The 15,472-nt window shown below is 67.3% G+C and carries 14 protein-coding genes; 7 read left to right on the top strand and 7 right to left on the bottom strand.

The genetic code is table 11. The features are described 5' to 3' along the window. Positions 1-75: 75 nt before the first annotated feature. On the top strand, positions 76-714 hold the full coding sequence (locus CCUG20998_RS05930) for a DUF5994 family protein (RefSeq protein WP_020732085.1): 639 nt from the start codon (positions 76-78) through the stop codon (positions 712-714). A 7-nt stretch (positions 715-721) separates the two neighbouring features. On the opposite strand, the gene CCUG20998_RS05925 is transcribed toward CCUG20998_RS05930, so the two are convergent. Next, positions 722-2,266 carry an FMN-binding glutamate synthase family protein gene (locus CCUG20998_RS05925; RefSeq protein WP_038578997.1) on the bottom strand — a complete coding sequence of 515 codons (1,545 nt, stop codon included), beginning with the start codon at positions 2,264-2,266 and terminating at the stop codon, positions 722-724. A 211-nt stretch (positions 2,267-2,477) separates the two neighbouring features. On the opposite strand from CCUG20998_RS05925, the gene CCUG20998_RS05920 reads away from it, so the two are divergent. After that, complete coding sequence (locus CCUG20998_RS05920) at positions 2,478-2,660, top strand: hypothetical protein (protein ID WP_020732083.1); 183 nt, start codon at positions 2,478-2,480, stop codon at positions 2,658-2,660. A gap of 13 nt (positions 2,661-2,673) precedes the next feature. Here the strand turns inward: CCUG20998_RS05920 and CCUG20998_RS05915 are convergent, their stop codons facing one another. Further along, on the bottom strand, positions 2,674-4,431 hold the full coding sequence (locus CCUG20998_RS05915) for a glycerol-3-phosphate dehydrogenase/oxidase (protein ID WP_012393103.1): 1,758 nt from the start codon (positions 4,429-4,431) through the stop codon (positions 2,674-2,676). An 84-nt stretch (positions 4,432-4,515) separates the two neighbouring features. Further along, on the bottom strand, positions 4,516-5,928 hold the full coding sequence (locus CCUG20998_RS05910) for an NAD(P)H-quinone dehydrogenase (protein WP_020732082.1): 1,413 nt from the start codon (positions 5,926-5,928) through the stop codon (positions 4,516-4,518). A gap of 141 nt (positions 5,929-6,069) precedes the next feature. On the opposite strand from CCUG20998_RS05910, the gene CCUG20998_RS05905 reads away from it, so the two are divergent. Beyond that, positions 6,070-6,549 carry a gamma-glutamylcyclotransferase family protein gene (locus tag CCUG20998_RS05905; RefSeq protein ID WP_011740604.1) on the top strand — a complete coding sequence of 160 codons (480 nt, stop codon included), beginning with the start codon at positions 6,070-6,072 and terminating at the stop codon, positions 6,547-6,549. A gap of 91 nt (positions 6,550-6,640) precedes the next feature. Here the strand turns inward: CCUG20998_RS05905 and CCUG20998_RS05900 are convergent, their stop codons facing one another. The 3 genes from CCUG20998_RS05900 to CCUG20998_RS05890 form a co-directional block, all read right to left on the bottom strand. Further along, a complete protein-coding gene (locus CCUG20998_RS05900) occupies positions 6,641-7,528 on the bottom strand; it encodes a hypothetical protein (RefSeq protein ID WP_036457491.1) in 888 nt (295 codons plus the stop codon). Positions 7,529-7,639: 111 nt separating this feature from the next. Further along, positions 7,640-8,809, bottom strand: coding sequence for an amidohydrolase (locus CCUG20998_RS05895; protein WP_038578994.1), 1,170 nt, complete (start codon positions 8,807-8,809; stop codon positions 7,640-7,642). Next, positions 8,806-9,987, bottom strand: coding sequence for a M20 family metallopeptidase (locus tag CCUG20998_RS05890; protein WP_012393099.1), 1,182 nt, complete (start codon positions 9,985-9,987; stop codon positions 8,806-8,808). Before CCUG20998_RS05890 ends, CCUG20998_RS05895 begins: the two co-directional genes overlap by 4 nt. Before the next feature lie 82 nt (positions 9,988-10,069). Between CCUG20998_RS05890 and CCUG20998_RS05885 the strand changes: the two genes are divergently transcribed. Beyond that, entirely contained in the window at positions 10,070-10,891 is an 822-nt protein-coding gene (locus CCUG20998_RS05885; RefSeq protein WP_015354802.1) for a purine-nucleoside phosphorylase, read from the top strand. Further along, on the top strand, positions 10,881-12,461 hold the full coding sequence (locus CCUG20998_RS05880; protein WP_103653925.1) for a phospho-sugar mutase: 1,581 nt from the start codon (positions 10,881-10,883) through the stop codon (positions 12,459-12,461). Before CCUG20998_RS05885 ends, CCUG20998_RS05880 begins: the two co-directional genes overlap by 11 nt. A 1-nt stretch (position 12,462) precedes the next feature. Here the strand turns inward: CCUG20998_RS05880 and upp are convergent, their stop codons facing one another. Further along, entirely contained in the window at positions 12,463-13,086 is a 624-nt protein-coding gene (gene upp, locus CCUG20998_RS05875; RefSeq protein WP_012393096.1) for a uracil phosphoribosyltransferase, read from the bottom strand. 113 nt (positions 13,087-13,199) lie between these two features. Between upp and CCUG20998_RS05870 the strand changes: the two genes are divergently transcribed. Together CCUG20998_RS05870 and satS are read left to right on the top strand one after the other, a co-directional pair. Then, on the top strand, positions 13,200-14,087 hold the full coding sequence (locus CCUG20998_RS05870; protein ID WP_103653924.1) for an alkaline phosphatase family protein: 888 nt from the start codon (positions 13,200-13,202) through the stop codon (positions 14,085-14,087). A gap of 48 nt (positions 14,088-14,135) precedes the next feature. Beyond that, the gene (satS, locus tag CCUG20998_RS05865; RefSeq protein ID WP_103653923.1) at positions 14,136-15,461 is read left to right on the top strand and encodes a protein export chaperone SatS; all 1,326 of its coding nucleotides are present in this window, start codon (positions 14,136-14,138) and stop codon (positions 15,459-15,461) included. Positions 15,462-15,472 lie beyond the last annotated feature (11 nt).

Here is a 15,472-nt window from a genome sequence, read left to right as displayed (position 1 = left end):
CTACGCCCGTAGTTTTTGATTCGGGGTCCGACGGGTTGGCTGACAACCCGCACAGTCAACCGACGGGTGGTTGGGATGGAGCGCGAAACTCGCTTGCAGCTGAGATCATTTCGGCCTGCTTTGGAACATGTCGATGGCGCGTGGTGGCCGCGGTCGAGGCAGTTGGTGGACGAGCTGCCGGGCCTGGTTGCCTCGATTACCGAACGCCTGGGACCGATCGTGATGGTCGGCTACCACCGCAACGGGTGGGAACAGACCCCGACGGTGGCCGAGATCGCCGGTCACACTGTCGAATTGCTGGGCTTCAGCAGCGACGACCCGGCCAGTCTCATCCTGATCGGCCAAGACGGTCACCATCTGACGCTGCGGGTGATCTCACCGGATGCCAGCGACCAGAGTGCGCAGCGGACCCTCGATGAGGTGCGGGTCGATACCGATGCCGGCAGCCCGCCCGCGGGCCGCTCCCTGGTGGAGCGCAACGTCGCCGACGTCGCCGACAAGCTGGCCCGCCACGAGGGGCTCGATGACGATCAGCGGACCGCCCAGATCAAGCGGTGGTGTGAAGAGGCCGCAGCACAGTTCGTCGATGCGCCGGTGCAAACGTTCGTTCCGATCCTGGTCGAGCACATCGTGCGCAATCGCATGATCGAATCCCGTGGTGCGACGCACTCGCCGCTGCTCGAACGCTCACCCGAGCCGGCGAACAGCCGCTGAACCGTCCCTATCGGGGTGGGCTCGCCTTGGTCATCAGAGCCGTGATCGCCGCCACGTCAGCGGGGCTGGGTATGCCCCAACCCGGCTGGTAGCCGAACAAGTCGTCGACCTGCACGGTCTGCAGGTCCACGTCGAGAAGCTCGATCGCCTGCAACGGGACGAGGGCGGGGTGCACGTAGCCGCAGGCCCGGGCCAAAGACAGCAACTCGAAGCGCAGCGTGGCCAGATAGTTGGCACAGCGCACCGCTTTGAGGGCCGGGTCCAGACCGTGCTGCAACCACGCCGACTGGGTGGCCACGCCGGACGGGCATCGGCCGGTGTGGCAGCGCTGAGCCTGGATGCAACCGATGGCGAACATGGCGGTCCGGCCGACGTTGATCATGTCGGCGCCCATCGCCAGGGCCAGCAGCGCGTTCTCGGGGATACCGAGCTTGGCGGAGCCGATGAACACCACGTCGTGGTGCAGGTCCTCTTCGGCGAAGGCGCGAAACACCCTGGGGAAGGCCCATTTGAAGGGCAGGGCGACATGGTCGCTGAAGACCAGCGGGGCCGCACCGGTGCCGCCCTCTCCGCCGTCGACGGTCACGAAGTCGACACCGCGACCGGTGCGTGCCATCCGTCCCGCAAGCTGGGGCCAAAACAACCCTTCGCCGACGGCGGACTTGATGCCGACGGGCAGACCCGTCGCATCGGCGATGGTCTCCACCAGCTCGAGCATCCCGTCGACGTCAGCGAACGCGGAGTGTCCGGCGGGGCTCTTGCAGTCCACTCCGACCGGAATCCCCCTGATGGCAGCGATATCCGCGGTGACTTTGGCGCCCGGCAGCATGCCGCCCAGGCCCGGTTTGGCGCCTTGGCTCAGCTTGATTTCGATCGCGCGTATCGAGGGCGTGGCGGCCACCCGATCGATCAGCCGCGACAGGCTGAACGTCCCGTCGTCGTTGCGGCAGCCGAAGTATCCGGTGCCGATCTGCCATACCAGGTCGCCACCGTTGAGGTGATAGGGCGACACCGCGCCCTCACCGGTGGTGTGCAGGGCGCCCGCGATCGCCGCGCCCTGATTCAGCGCGCTGATGGCCGCGCCACCGAGCGCGCCGTAGCTCATCCCGGAAATGTTGACCAAAGACGAGGGCCGGAAGGCTTTGGCACGCCCGCGGGCGCCACCAAGCACCTTTGCCGCCGGCAGCGCGACGGCGGGATCGGGATGAGCGGGCTCGCCGTCCGGGGCCGATACCGGAAATGCCGCGTGCTTGATGATGGGGTAGTTGTGGGCCCGCTCCAGGTCGTTGTCGGTGCCGAATCCGAAGTATCGGTTGGTCAATTTCGACGACGTGTACACCCAGCGCCGTTGGTCACGGCTGAAGGGCCGCTCTTCGTTGTTGTCGGTGACGATGTACTGGCGCAACTCCGGTCCGACGGCTTCGAGCAGAAAGCGCAGATGGCCGATGATCGGGAAGTTGCGCAGGATGGCGTGCCGGCGCTGCCAGAGATCCCAGCCCGCTACCCCAGCCATACCGCCGCCGAGCACCGCCGCCACCGATCGCGGCTTCATGCCGAACCCGGGTTCGTGGTCATCACCATGTTTGCCCCTTGCTGATCCCCAGGAAAAATTTGTTCACGTGGATTTGACGCGTAAATGTCGGTTTTGACGTCACCGATGAATAGCGTGTTCTAACAGCGGCCGGGTGGTGGTTCGACGGCGAACCGGGGCCGCTGGCCTTAAATCCCGGGCCGCAGGTGTCCTCTTCCCACAAAGGAGGCCAATGGTGTCGTTGCCCGATCACATCAACATGCGGCCCGACGGTGTGCGAGCCGCGGCCGTTCTGACAGCGCGGTCTCGCGAGGCGGTGCGCTCGGCGTTGGCGGCGGTCGCCAGCAAGCTGACCCCGGCCGCCAGCGGTGAGGACGACCCGATGCTCATGGCTCGCGGCGCCGAGCGGTGTTGAGGTCCAGCAAGTTTCAATTCAGCGGCACCGGCTCGAGGATCTCGGCACGCGCCTCGGGTGCGCTGGCCCGCAACATGTCCGCCGATACGTCGTCAGGCTGGGCCTGCGACAGGACCTCCGCTTCCACCCGCGCCTTGTAGTTCGCGACTTCCCGCTCGATGTCCTCAACGGTCCACCCGAGCACCGGTGCGACCACGTCGGCCACCTCACGGGCGCAGTCGACACCACGGTGCGGGTACTCGATGGAGACCCGCATGCGGCGGGCCAGGATGTCTTCCAGATGCAGCGCGCCCTCGGCGGTGACGGCGTAAAGGGCCTCCACCTTGAGGTAGCCAGGAGCCTCCTTGATGGGCGTCAGCAGGTCCGGATCGTCGGCCGCCAGTTCCAGCACCTCGTTGATCAGCGATCCGTAGCGGTCCAATAGGTGACGCACTCGGTAGGGGTGCAGACCGACCATCTCGCCGACGTGTTCCACCTGGTTGACCAGAGCAAAGTAGCCGTCGGCGCCCAGCAGGCTGACCTTCTCGGTGATCGACGGCGCCACCCGGGCCGGAACGAACTGCACGGCGGCGTCGATCGCGTCGGCCGCCATCACCCGGTAGGTGGTGTATTTGCCGCCGGCGATGGCCACCAGCCCCGCCGCCGGTACCGCCACAGCGTGCTCGCGCGACAGCTTGGACGTGTCGTCGCTCTCCCCGGCCAGCAGTGGTCGCAGACCGGCGTATACGCCGTCGATGTCGGCATGCGTCAGGGGCGTGGCCAGCACCGCGTTGACCGTGCCCAGGATGTAGTCGATGTCGGCCTTGGTGGCCGCGGGGTGGGCCAGGTCCAGGTTCCAGTCGGTGTCGGTAGTCCCGATGATCCAGTGGCTTCCCCACGGAATGATGAACATGACCGACTTCTCGGTGCGCAGGATCATCGCGACGTCGCTGACGATGCGGTCCCGGGGCACCACCACGTGCACACCCTTGGACGCTCGAACCTGGAATCGCCCGCGTTGCTTGGACAGCGCCTGAATCTCGTCGGTCCAGACCCCGGTGGCATTGACCACCACGTGCCCGCGGACCTCGGTGATCGAGCCATCCTCGGAATCGCGCACCCGCACCCCGACCACCCGGTCGCCCTCGCGCAGCAGCGCTACCACCTGGGTGGAACAACGGACGACCGCCCCGTAGTGCGACGCGGTACGAGCGACCGTCATGGTGTGCCGGGCATCGTCGACGACGGTGTCGTAGTAGCGGATACCGCCGATCAGGGAGCTGCGTTTGAGGCCCGGGCTCAGCCGCAACGCGCCGGCACGGGTCAAATGCTTCTGCGCGGGAACCGATTTTGCGCCGCCGAGGCGGTCGTAGAGGAAGATCCCGGCGGCAATATAGGGACGTTCCCAGCCACGCTTGGTGAGCGGGAACAGAAACGGCAGGGGCTTGACCAGATGCGGCGCCAACGTGGTCAGCGACAGCTCGCGCTCGAAAAGAGCTTCGCGCACCAGGCCGAATTCCAGTTGTTCGAGGTAGCGCAGTCCACCGTGGAACATCTTCGACGAACGGCTCGACGTGCCAGAGGCCAGATCGCGGGCTTCGATCAGGGCCACCTTCAGCCCGCGGGTAGCGGCGTCCAGCGCACACCCGGAGCCCACTACCCCGCCGCCGATAACCACCACATCGAACTGCTCGGCACCGAGCCGCTCCCAAGCCAACGCGCGCTGCTCGGGCCCCAGCGAACCGGCGGGCCCGGTCTGGTCACGCTGCGATGCGTCGGTCGGATTGCTCACGACAATGAACTCCTGTCGGTTTCTTGTCAGTAGGCGCTAGGTGCACCACAAGGCTAATTGGTGCGGCGTCGCAGTAGTTGGGCTTCAGTCCAGATCATCGTGGGCCATCAGGCGGCGAGCGGCCTCGGTGATCGAACCCGATAACGACGGGTAAACGGCCAGTGTCTGGGCCAGCTCGTTGACCGTGATCCGGTTCTGCACCGCCACCGCGATCGGCAGGATCAGCTCGGAAGCGATCGGCGCCACCACCACGCCGCCGATGACCACACCGGTGGACCGCCGGCAGAAGACCTTGACGAAACCGTGCCGCACCTCAGACATCTTGGCCCGGGCGTTGGTCCGCAACGGCAACATGATGGTGCGGGCAAGCACCGAACCGTTGTCGATCGCCGACTGCGGCACGCCGACGGCAGCGATCTCGGGCCTGGTGAACACCGTCGCCGCAACCGTGCGCAACCGGATCGGGCTCACGCCCTCCCCCAGCGCGTGGTACATCGCAATGCGACCCTGCATCGCGGCGACCGAGGCCAGCGGCAACAGGCCGGTGCAGTCGCCCGCGGCGTAAATGCCGGGCACCGACGTGCGTGACACCCGGTCCACGTTCAGATAGTTTCCCGGTCCGAGTTCGATACCCACGCGTTCCAGGCCGAGGCCGCTGGTGTTGGGGATCGACCCGATCGTCATCAGCGCGTGGCTGCCCTCGACGGTGCGGCCGTCGGTCATGGTCACCAGAACCCCGTTGTCGGTGCGGGTGACGGACTGGGCGCGGGCGTTCTTGAACAGTCGGACGCCGCGTTCGGCGAACGACTCCTCCAAGACCAGTGCGGCGTCGGCGTCCTCGTAGGGCAACACGTGATCCTGGCTGGCCACCACCGTGACCCGCACACCCAGTTCGGTGTAGGCGTCGACGAACTCCGCGCCCGTCACCCCCGAGCCCACCACGATCAGGTGCTGGGGCAACGCGTCCAGGTCGTAGAGCTGCCGCCAGGTCAGGATGCGCTCGCCGTCCGGTCGCGCCGACGGCAGGATCCGCGGGCTCGCTCCGGTGGCGATCAACACGACGTCGGCGTCGTGCTCGCTGGTGGTGCCGTCGGCGGCCGTCGCCTTGACGCGGTGGCGCAGGCCGGGTGCGGGGTCGAGCAGCTCGCCCTTACCGGCGATCACGTGCACGCCCACGCTGAGCAGCTGGGCGGTGATGTCCGCCGACTGCGCCGCGGCCAGCTCCTTGACCCGGGCGTGGATCTTGGGCAACGAGATTTTCGCCTCGTCGAAGTCGATGAGGAAGCCCAGGTGAGGCGCTCTTCGCAGCTCGGTGCGCAGGCCGGTGGACGCGATGAACGTCTTGGACGGCACACAGTCGTCCAGAACGGCGGCACCACCGATACCGTCGGAGTCGATCACTGTGACTTGGGCTGATTCGGGGTGTGAGGTGGCGGCCACCAGCGCGGCTTCGTAACCGGCTGGGCCTCCACCGAGGATCACGATGCGGGTCACCACACGCAATAACCTAGCTTGAGGGGCTCAGAACTGCCTCGCGTGCCGCCGTGAGAGCCCGACCGGGCGCGCCTGAGCATGAAGAGCCAAGCATCACACCCAGGGATGAGCCGCATCCGTTTACGTGACGTTTAAGATTTCTGCGTGCCGCTCTACGCCGCGTACGGATCGAACATGCATCCCGATCAGATGCTCATGCGTGCACCCCACTCCCCGATGGCCGGAACCGGCTGGTTGCCCGGGTGGCGGCTGACCTTCGGCGGCGAGGACATCGGCTGGGAAGGAGCCCTGGCCACCGTCGTCGAGGATCCCGACTCCAAGGTGTTCGTGGTGCTCTACGACATGACACCGGCCGACGAGAAGAACCTCGACCACTGGGAGGGCTCGGAGTTCGGCATCCACCAGAAGATCCGCTGCCGGGTGGAGCGATTGTCCTCGGACACCACCACCGATCCCGTCCTGGCCTGGCTGTACGTGCTCGACGCCTGGGAGGGCGGTCTGCCGTCGGCGCGCTACCTGGGCGTGATGGCCGATGCCGCCGAGATCGCGGGCGCACCAAGCGATTATGTGCACGATTTGCGTACCCGGCCGGCCCGCAACATCGGCCCGGGGACCGGAACCTAGCCGGGGGTTGCGTCAACCTCTGCCGCGAGGGTGCGTGTCTGCACGCCGACACGCCGTTGCGGCCGGCAATTTGGGCACCCTCGCGAGCCCATCAGGCGGCCTGAGCCCGGGCCAGCGCCCTGGCCAGCCGCTGGACAAGTTCGGCCGGCCGATGCCTGACATCGTCGGCCACGATGGGCACTATCACCCACCCCAACTCCAGCAGCGCCGCACTGCGCCGTCGATCCCGCAGGAATGCTTGCGGCCCGCTATGCCAGTCGACGCCGTCGTACTCTGCCGCGACCCGCAGACCCGGCCACGCGAAATCCAGTCGCCAGCGCCGGCCGTCGGAGCCGACCAGCTCGTATTGCAGCACTGGCGCGGGTAGTCCGCCTTCGATCATCACCAGCCGGGTCTCGCTCTCCATCGGCGACTCCGCCAGCGGACTCGCCAATGCGAGCAACTCGCGCACGGCCACGACGCCGCGCCGGCCGGATTGCAGACAGACCGCTCGGTCGAGGTCGTCACGGTCGCATGTCCCGCTGCGCAGGGCGGCGTCCAGTGTCGCCAACGCTCGCGGCCGACGCAGCCCCCGGGCGACCTCCATCGCCGTCCACGCGGGCGTCGTGAGTTCTCGCCCCGCGAGGCGAGTCAACGGTGCACCGGCGCGCCGGTGCACGGTCAGGCCGTCGGTGGATCGCAATTGCCGCCCCTCGGGATTCAGCACATGCAGATCCCCGGTTTGCTCGGTGTCAAAGCCGTAGGCCGCAGCGGCGGTCCCCAGGCATGCGGCGACCGGTGCGCCGACTGCCAGGTCCACTCCGCGCAGCCGCAGCCCACTGGTCAACACACCGCGGCCATAAATGCCATGCCAAACTCTGCTCAGTACCCCGCTTTTCAGGTCGGCTTCCAGCCCGCGCCGGGTCAGGAACGTCAGTACCTGGGCGGACGTCGCCACCCCGCCTTGGGCGTCGAGCAACCGGGCGAGCTCTGCGTGCATGGGGCCATCGTCGAGGCGCACCTGACGGGCCCACAATTCACCACGACGAGCGTGCGCATAATGCCGGCAATACCGGCGTGTCGTTGTCCAGACACGCACGCTCGCGAGCGGTTAGAACGCCGCGGCCTGCTCGATGATGTTGACCATCACGCGCACGCCGATCCCCAGTGCCCGCTCATCGAGGTCAAACGTCGGCTGATGTAAGTCCAGCTGCGGCCCGTCGCCGGACCAAACTCCCAGACGCCCCATCGCACCCGGGACCTCTTCTAGGTACCAGGAGAAATCCTCGCCGCCGCCTGACTGGCGAGTATCGGCCAGCGCATCCGGGCTGACGGATTCGATGGCGTGGGTGAGGATGTGGGTCGAGACTTCCTCGTTGACCACCGGTGGAACGCCGCGCCGGTATTGCAGCGTGTGCTCGATTGCCAGTGGCGACAGCAGCGCAGTGATGGACTCACGGATGATCTCTTCCAGATCGATCCAGGTCTGCCGGCTGGCGGTGCGAACGGTGCCGGCCAACACACCGGTTTGCGGAATGGCGTTGGCGGCCACGCCCGCGTTGACCGCCCCCCAGACCAGGACGGTGCTGTTACGGGGGTCGACGCGCCGCGACAGCACGCCGGGCAGCCCGGTGATCAGCGTGCCCAGCCCGTAGACCAGGTCGGCGGTCAGGTGTGGCCGCGACGTGTGCCCACCGGGTGAATACAGCGTGATCTCGATATGGTCGGCCGCCGAGGTGATAGGCCCCTGCCGCACCGCAACCCTGCCCACCTCGAGCCGGGGATCGCAGTGCAGGGCAAAGATCCGTGACACCCCGGTCAGTGCTCCGGCCGCGATCGCGTCGATGGCGCCGCCGGGCATCAGCTCCTCGGCGGCCTGGAATATCAGACGCACCCCGACCGGCAGCTCCGGCACCGTCGCCAACGCCAGCGCGGTACCCAGCAGAATCGCGGTGTGGCCGTCGTGCCCGCAGGCGTGGGCGATGTTGGGCATCGTCGAGGCGTAGGGCGCACCGGTGCGCTCGGCCATCGGCAGCGCGTCCATGTCGGCACGCAGCGCGATCCTGGGCTGATGCTCGGGACCGAAATCGCAGGTCAGTCCCGTCCCGCCGGGCAATATCTTGGGGTTGAGCCCGGCGTCGGCAAGCCGTTCGGCGACAAACTGGGTGGTGGCGAACTCCTGGCGGCCCAGCTCCGGATAGCGATGGATGTGCCGGCGCCAGCCGACCAGCTCGTCATAGTGCGCGGCCAGCCAGGATTCGGCGGTGTCGACAAGGCTCATGACGCCGCCCTGCGCTGCTGGGCGGCCAGCACTCGGTCCCGCTGGTCCGGATTCTCGGCCAGCGCGACCGCGGTGCGCGCCAGCATGATTGCGCCGTCGACGACCGCTTGGTCAGCGCTGTGACCGGCCGCGGCGGCCGCGAAGGCGCGCTGGTGCACCGTGGCCCCGCCGGCGTCGACACCGATCACCGGATGGATGCCCGGCAGCACCTGTGTCACGTTGCCCATGTCGGTGCTGCCCAGCGGCAGCCCCTCCTCGACGCTGGCCGGCACCGGGGTGCGCCCAAGCCGAAGCATCTCTTCTCGACACACCTCGACCAGCCAGTGGTCGGGTTTCAATTCCGCATATGCGGGTGCGGCCGCATCGATGTCGTATTCACATCCGGCGGCCAGCGCCCCCGCCGCAAAGCAAGCAAACATCCTGCCCTCCAAGTCGCGCAGCGATTCCGACTCGACCGCGCGCATCGCGTACTGCATCATTGCGTGCCCGGGAATTACGTTGACCGCCTGACCTCCGTCGATAACGATTCCATGGGTCATCTGCCCCGGCGCCAGTTGCTGCCGCAGCAATCCGATTGCCACCTGCGCAATGGTTAGGGCGTCGGCAGCATTGACCCCCAGGTGCGGCGCCACGGCGGCGTGCGACTCCTTACCCCGGTAACGCACGGTGACCTCGGACAACGCCAGGGATCGAGCGCCGGCGATGTCCGTGGGCCCCGGATGCACCATCAGGGCCAGCGTGATGTCGTCGAATACCCCGGCGTCCAACATCAGTGCCTTGCCACCGCCGGACTCCTCGGCCGGCGTGCCCAGCAATGCGACCGTCAGACCGAGATCGTCGGCGACTTCGGCCAGGGCCAGCGCGGTCCCCACCGCCGATGCCGCAATGATGTTGTGCCCGCAGGCGTGCCCGATTTCGGGCAGCGCGTCATATTCGGCGCAAATTCCCACCACCAGCGGTCCATCGCCGAAATCGGCCCGAAATGCGGTGTCCAGCCCCGCGGCGGCCCGGGTGATCTCGAAGCCACGTTCGGCCACCAGCGCCTGTGTCTTGGCACAGCTGCGGTGCTCGGCGAAGGCCAACTCCGGCTCGGCGTGGATCGCGTGGGAGAGCTCGACCAGATCACCGGCACGCCGTCGCACCAACTCTTCGACGGTGTCCAAGACGAGTGCGGGCATTCTGGCAGTATCTCATCGACGCGCGCCCGGCCCCGCACAACAGCCATCTCAACGCCCGGCCACACTCGCTAGGCTCCCCAGTGTGACTGGCCCCCAGCCCGATCCCGACGAACTCGCACGCCGCGCGGCCCAGGTCATCGGCGAGCGCACCGGGATCGCTGAGCATGACGTCGCGGTAGTTCTCGGATCCGGATGGTCGGCGGCCATCGCCGCGCTGGGATCCCCGACCGCCGTGCTGGCGCAGACCGAAGTTCCCGGGTTCACCCCGCCGAGCGCGGCCGGGCACGCGGGCGAGCTGCTGTCGGTGCCCGTCGGCGATCACCGGGTGCTGGTACTGGCGGGCCGCATTCACGCCTACGAGGGGCATGACCTGCGCCATGTGGTGCACCCGGTGCGAACGGCGTGCGCGGCGGGCGCGCGGACCGTGGTACTGACCAACGCGGCCGGCGGGTTGCGACCGGACATGCAGGTCGGCCAGCCGGTGTTGATCAGCGACCACCTGAACCTGACCGCGCGATCGCCACTGGTCGGGGCGCAGTTCGTGGATCTGACCGACGCCTACTCGGCGCGGCTGCGCGCGGTCGCCCGGCAAGCCGACCCCGAGTTGGCCGAAGGCGTGTACGCCGGCCTGCCGGGGCCGCATTACGAGACACCCGCCGAGATCCGCATGCTGCGGGTGTTGGGCGCCGACCTGGTCGGCATGTCGACGGTGCACGAGACCATTGCCGCCCGCGCGGCGGGGGCCGAGGTGCTCGGTGTTTCGCTGGTGACCAACCTGGCCGCCGGGATCACCGGTGAGCCGCTGAGCCACGCCGAGGTGCTTGCGGCGGGCGCCGCGTCGGCGGCGCGGATCGGCTCACTGCTAGCCACCGTCATCGCCGGGTTGCGCAACAGTGACGCCTGAGGAGTGGATCGCGCACGATCCTGACCCGGTGACCGCCGCCGAGCTGGCGGCCTGTGACGCCCAAGAACTTGCCGCACGGTTCGCCCGGCCGCTGGCCTTCGGCACTGCCGGGCTGCGCGGACCGGTGCGCGGCGGGCCGGACGCGATGAACCTCGCGGTGGTGTTGCGCGCCACCTGGGCGGTGGCACGGGTGCTCGCCGAGCAGACCCCGGCGGGGCCCGCGACAGTGATCGTCGGACGTGATGCTCGTCACGGCTCGGCGTCTTTCGCCACTGCGACAGCCGAAGTACTTGCCGCCGAAGGATTCCAGGTGGTGCTGCTGCCCGAGCCGCTACCCACACCGATAGTCGCGTTCGCCGTACGTCACAGCGGCGCGGTGGCCGGCATCCAGATCACGGCGTCACACAACCCGGCCACCGATAATGGCTACAAGGTCTACCTCGATGGCGGAATCCAGATCATCTCCCCCACCGACCGCAAGATCGAGGCCGCGATGGCCGCCGCTCCGCCGGCCGACCAGATCGCCCGCAAAGCCGTCACACCCGCTCGCACCGATCTGGTTGAGCACTACATCGCGCGTGCGGCCGGGATCCGCCGTTGCGCCGGTTCGGTGCGAGTCGCCCTGACCCCGATGCACGGGGTGGGCGGCACGGTTGCCGTGGAGACGCTGCGTCGGGCCGGCTTCACCGACGTGCATACCGTCGCGACACAGTTCGAGCCCGATCCGGACTTTCCCACCGTCGCATTCCCGAACCCGGAGGAGCCGGGCGCGACCGATGCGCTGTTGGAGCTGGCCGCCGGCGTGCGGGCGGACGTGGCAATCGCGCTGGACCCCGACGCCGACCGATGCGCGGTCGCGATACCGACGTCCTCCGGCTGGCGAATGCTATCGGGCGATGAAACCGGTTGGCTGCTGGGCGATTACATCCTCTCGAAGCAACCGCCTGGCGACTGGATCGTGGCCAGCACGCTGGTCTCGTCGCGGATGCTGGCCGCTATCGCCGCGGACTACGGCGTGGTCCACGTGCAGACCCTCACCGGCTTCAAATGGCTGGCCCGCGCCGATGCCGACCGGCCCGGCACCCTGGTGTACGCCTACGAGGAGGCGATCGGGCACTGTGTGGACCCCACCGCCGTGCGGGACAAAGACGGCATCAGCGCCGCCGTCTTGACGTGCGATCTGGTGGCCAGCCTCGAGCGGCAGGGCCGATCGGTTCCCGATGTCCTCGACGACCTCGCCCACCGGTACGGAGTCCACGAGGTTGGCGCGGTAGCGCGCCGGGTTGCCGATGCCGACCAGGCCGCGGCACTGATGCGTCGGCTGCGTGAATCCCCGCCGGATCGGCTCGCCGGTTTCACCGCAACCGTGACCGACATCACCGATGCGCTGATCTTCGCCGGCGGGGACGACCGCGCCTCGGTGCGAGTGGTCGTGCGGCCGTCGGGCACCGAACCGAAACTGAAGTGCTACATCGAAGTCCGGTGCGAAGTAGCCGGCGACTTGGCGGCCACCCGTCAACGGGCCCAGGAGCTGCGCCGTGAGCTGGCTTCCACGGTCAGCGGTTGGTAGTTCAGCGCGGACCGAATTGGCGGTCGCCCGCATCGCCGAGCCCGGGCACGATATACGCCTCCTCGTTGAGCCCGTCATCGATGGCTACCGTGAACAGCCGCGCGTTCGGTGCTGCCTTTTCGAGCGCCGCGACGCCTTGCGGCGCCGCCACCACGCACAGCACCGTGATGTCCGTCGCACCGCGGGACAACAACAAGTCGACGGTAAAGGTCATCGATCCGCCGGTGGCCAGCATCGGGTCCAGCACCATTACGGGTAGCCCGGACAAGTCGTCGGGCAGCGATTCGAGATATGGGACGGGCTGGTGGGTCTGCTCATTGCGGGCGATACCGACAAAGCCGACCCGCGCCTCCGGCAGCGCCGCATGCGCTTCGTCGACCATGCCCAGTCCGGCGCGCAGCACCGGAACCAGAAGCGGGGGGTTGGCCAGCCGTAGGCCTGTCGTGGCCGCAAGCGGTGTACGGATAGCGACGGATTCGGTGGGCGCTGCGCGGGTCGCCTCATAGACCAGTACCAGTGTCAGCTCACGCAAGGCCTTGCGGAAGGCAGCGTTTCCGGTGCGTTCGTCACGCAGGGCGGTCAGGCGGGCCGCCGCCAGCGGGTGATCAATGACGTGGACTTCCACATGGGTGACCCTATATAACAATATGGGTGACCCTATATAACAATCGGATTCAAGCCGCTGACACGCTCCCCCTCCTCGCGGCACCGAGGCCGAGCCGCCCATATACTCCGGGCGTGTGTGGCCTGAAACAGCGTTTTACCAGTACATTTCGAGCCCTGGCGGTGCTCGGCGCGGTGGCGGTATCCCTACCGGCCCACGGTAGCGACGTTCCCCCGCGTATCGGCCTGACCGCCACTGCGTTGCCGGCGTTCTCACACGTGGTGGTCGTGGTGGAGGAGAACCATTCGCAGGCCAACATCATTGGCAACAAGGCGGCCCCGTTCATCAATGCGCTGGCAGCCAATGGCGCGATGATGTCGCAGTCTTTCGCCGAAACGCACCCCAGCGAACCCAACTACCTAGCCTTGTTCGCCGGCACCACCTTCGGCTTGAAGAAGAACACGTGTCCGGTCAATGCGGGCAGCACGCCCAACCTGGCTTCGGAGTTGCTCGCCGCGGGCCACACGTTCGTCGGTTTCGCCGAGAGCCTGCCCGAAGTCGGTTCGACGGTCTGCAGCGCCGGAAAGTACGGGCGCAAGCATGCGCCATGGGTGAACTTCAGCAATGTTCCGGCCACGCTGTCGATGCCCTTCTCCGCGTTTCCGACGCCGGCGGACTACGCCAGGCTGCCCACGGTGTCCTTCGTCATCCCCAACGGGGATAACAACATGCACGACGGCACCATCGCGGCAGCTGACGAGTGGTTGAACCGTCAACTGTCGCCGTACGCCAACTGGGCCCGATCCAACAACAGCCTGCTGATCGTGACGTGGGATGAGGACGACGGCGGCAGCCGCAACCAGATTCCCACGGTGTTCTACGGCGCACACGTACGGCCGGGCACCTACAACCAGACCATCAGCCACTACAACGTGCTTTCCACGCTGGAGCAGATGTACGGCTTGCCCAAGACTGGTTTCGCGGCGAACGCCCCGGTCATCGCTGATATCTGGGGCGGCTAACCACTACCGGGCCGGGCCCGCCGGCGGGCCGTCGCTATTCTGTGCCGCATGGCTGCTGACCTCGTGCCCATTCGCCTGAGCCTGTCCGATGGTGACCACTACACGCTGTGGGCACCGCGCTGGCGTGACTCCGGGGACGAGTGGGAGGCGTTCCTGGGCAAGGACGAGGACCTCTACGTCTTCGACAGCGTCGCGGACCTGGTCGCATTCGTACGCACCGACACCGACAACGACCTGGTTGATCACCCGGGGTGGCAGGACCTGACGGAGGCTCACGCCCACAACTTCGATCCGGCCGACGACAAGAAGTTCGATCTGGTCATCGTCGAGGAGCTGGTGGCCGAAAAGCCGACCGAGGAATCGGTGAACGCGATGGCCGCAACCCTGGCGATCGTGTCGTCGATCGGATCGGTCTGCGAGCTGACGGCGGTTTCGAAGTTCTTCAACGGCAATCCGACGCTGGGCACCGTGTCGGGCGGCATCGATTACTTCTCCGGTAAAGCCGGCCAGAAACGCTGGAACGCGATCGCCGAGATCATCGCTCGCAGCTGGGACGACGTGCTCAAGGCGATCGAAGAAGTCGTCAGTACCCCTGAGGTTGACGAGAAGCTATCCGCCAAGGCCGCCGAGGAATTGGAAGAGGAGCCCGAGGAGCCCGAAGAGGACGAGGGCGCAGCCGGCGAGGACGACGAGGCCAGCGCTGACTCCGCGGATGAGGACGACGAGGACGAGGCCGCCGAGGACGAAGCCGACGAAGCCGACGAAGCCGAGGAAGACTCCGTCGAAGAAGACCGCGCCGCCGGCGACACCGTCGTGCTGGGCGGCGACGAGGATTTCTGGCTGAAGGTGGGGATTGACCCGATCCGGATCATGACCGGCGCGGGCAACCTCTACACGCTTCGTTGCTACCTGGACGATCGCCCGATCTTCCTGGGCCGCAACGGCCGGATCAGCGTCTTCAGCTCCGAGCGGGCGCTCGCGCGCTATCTTGCCGACGAGCATGATCACGATCTGTCGGATTTGGCCACCTACGACGACATCCGCACCGCCGCCACGGACGGCTCACTGGCGGTGGATGTGACCGACGAAAACATCTACGTGTTGACCGGGCTGGCCGACGATTTCGCCGACGGGCCCGAGGCGGTGGATCATGACCAGCTCGACCTGGCCGTCGAATTGCTCCGCGACATCGGCGACTACTCCGAGGAAGGCACCGTCGACAAGGCGCTCAACCCGGCCAAGCCGCTGGGCAAGTTGGTGGCCTACGTGTTGGACCCCGATTCGGGCAGCAAGCCGGCGGCTCCGTATGCGAAAGCGGTGCGCGAGTGGGAACAGTTGGAGCGGTTCGTGGAGTCGCGGCTAAGGCGCGAATAGCGCCGCCAGCC

This window comes from Mycobacterium marinum, assembly GCF_003391395.1.
GTDB classification, from domain to species: Bacteria; Actinomycetota; Actinomycetes; order Mycobacteriales; family Mycobacteriaceae; genus Mycobacterium; species Mycobacterium marinum.
Note: the sequence above shows the minus strand (reverse complement) of the source record. Positions and strands in the feature narration are given on the sequence as shown.

Coding starts and splice junctions, on each gene's coding strand:
- CCUG20998_RS05930 (WP_020732085.1), top strand. CDS start 76: ATGGAGCGCGAAACTCGCTTGCAGCTGAGATCATTTCGGCCTGCTTTG.
- CCUG20998_RS05925 (WP_038578997.1), bottom strand. CDS start 2,266: ATGAAGCCGCGATCGGTGGCGGCGGTGCTCGGCGGCGGTATGGCTGGG.
- CCUG20998_RS05920 (WP_020732083.1), top strand. CDS start 2,478: ATGGTGTCGTTGCCCGATCACATCAACATGCGGCCCGACGGTGTGCGA.
- CCUG20998_RS05900 (WP_036457491.1), bottom strand. CDS start 7,528: ATGCACGCAGAGCTCGCCCGGTTGCTCGACGCCCAAGGCGGGGTGGCG.
- CCUG20998_RS05895 (WP_038578994.1), bottom strand. CDS start 8,809: ATGAGCCTTGTCGACACCGCCGAATCCTGGCTGGCCGCGCACTATGAC.
- CCUG20998_RS05890 (WP_012393099.1), bottom strand. CDS start 9,987: ATGCCCGCACTCGTCTTGGACACCGTCGAAGAGTTGGTGCGACGGCGT.
- satS (WP_103653923.1), top strand. CDS start 14,136: ATGGCTGCTGACCTCGTGCCCATTCGCCTGAGCCTGTCCGATGGTGAC.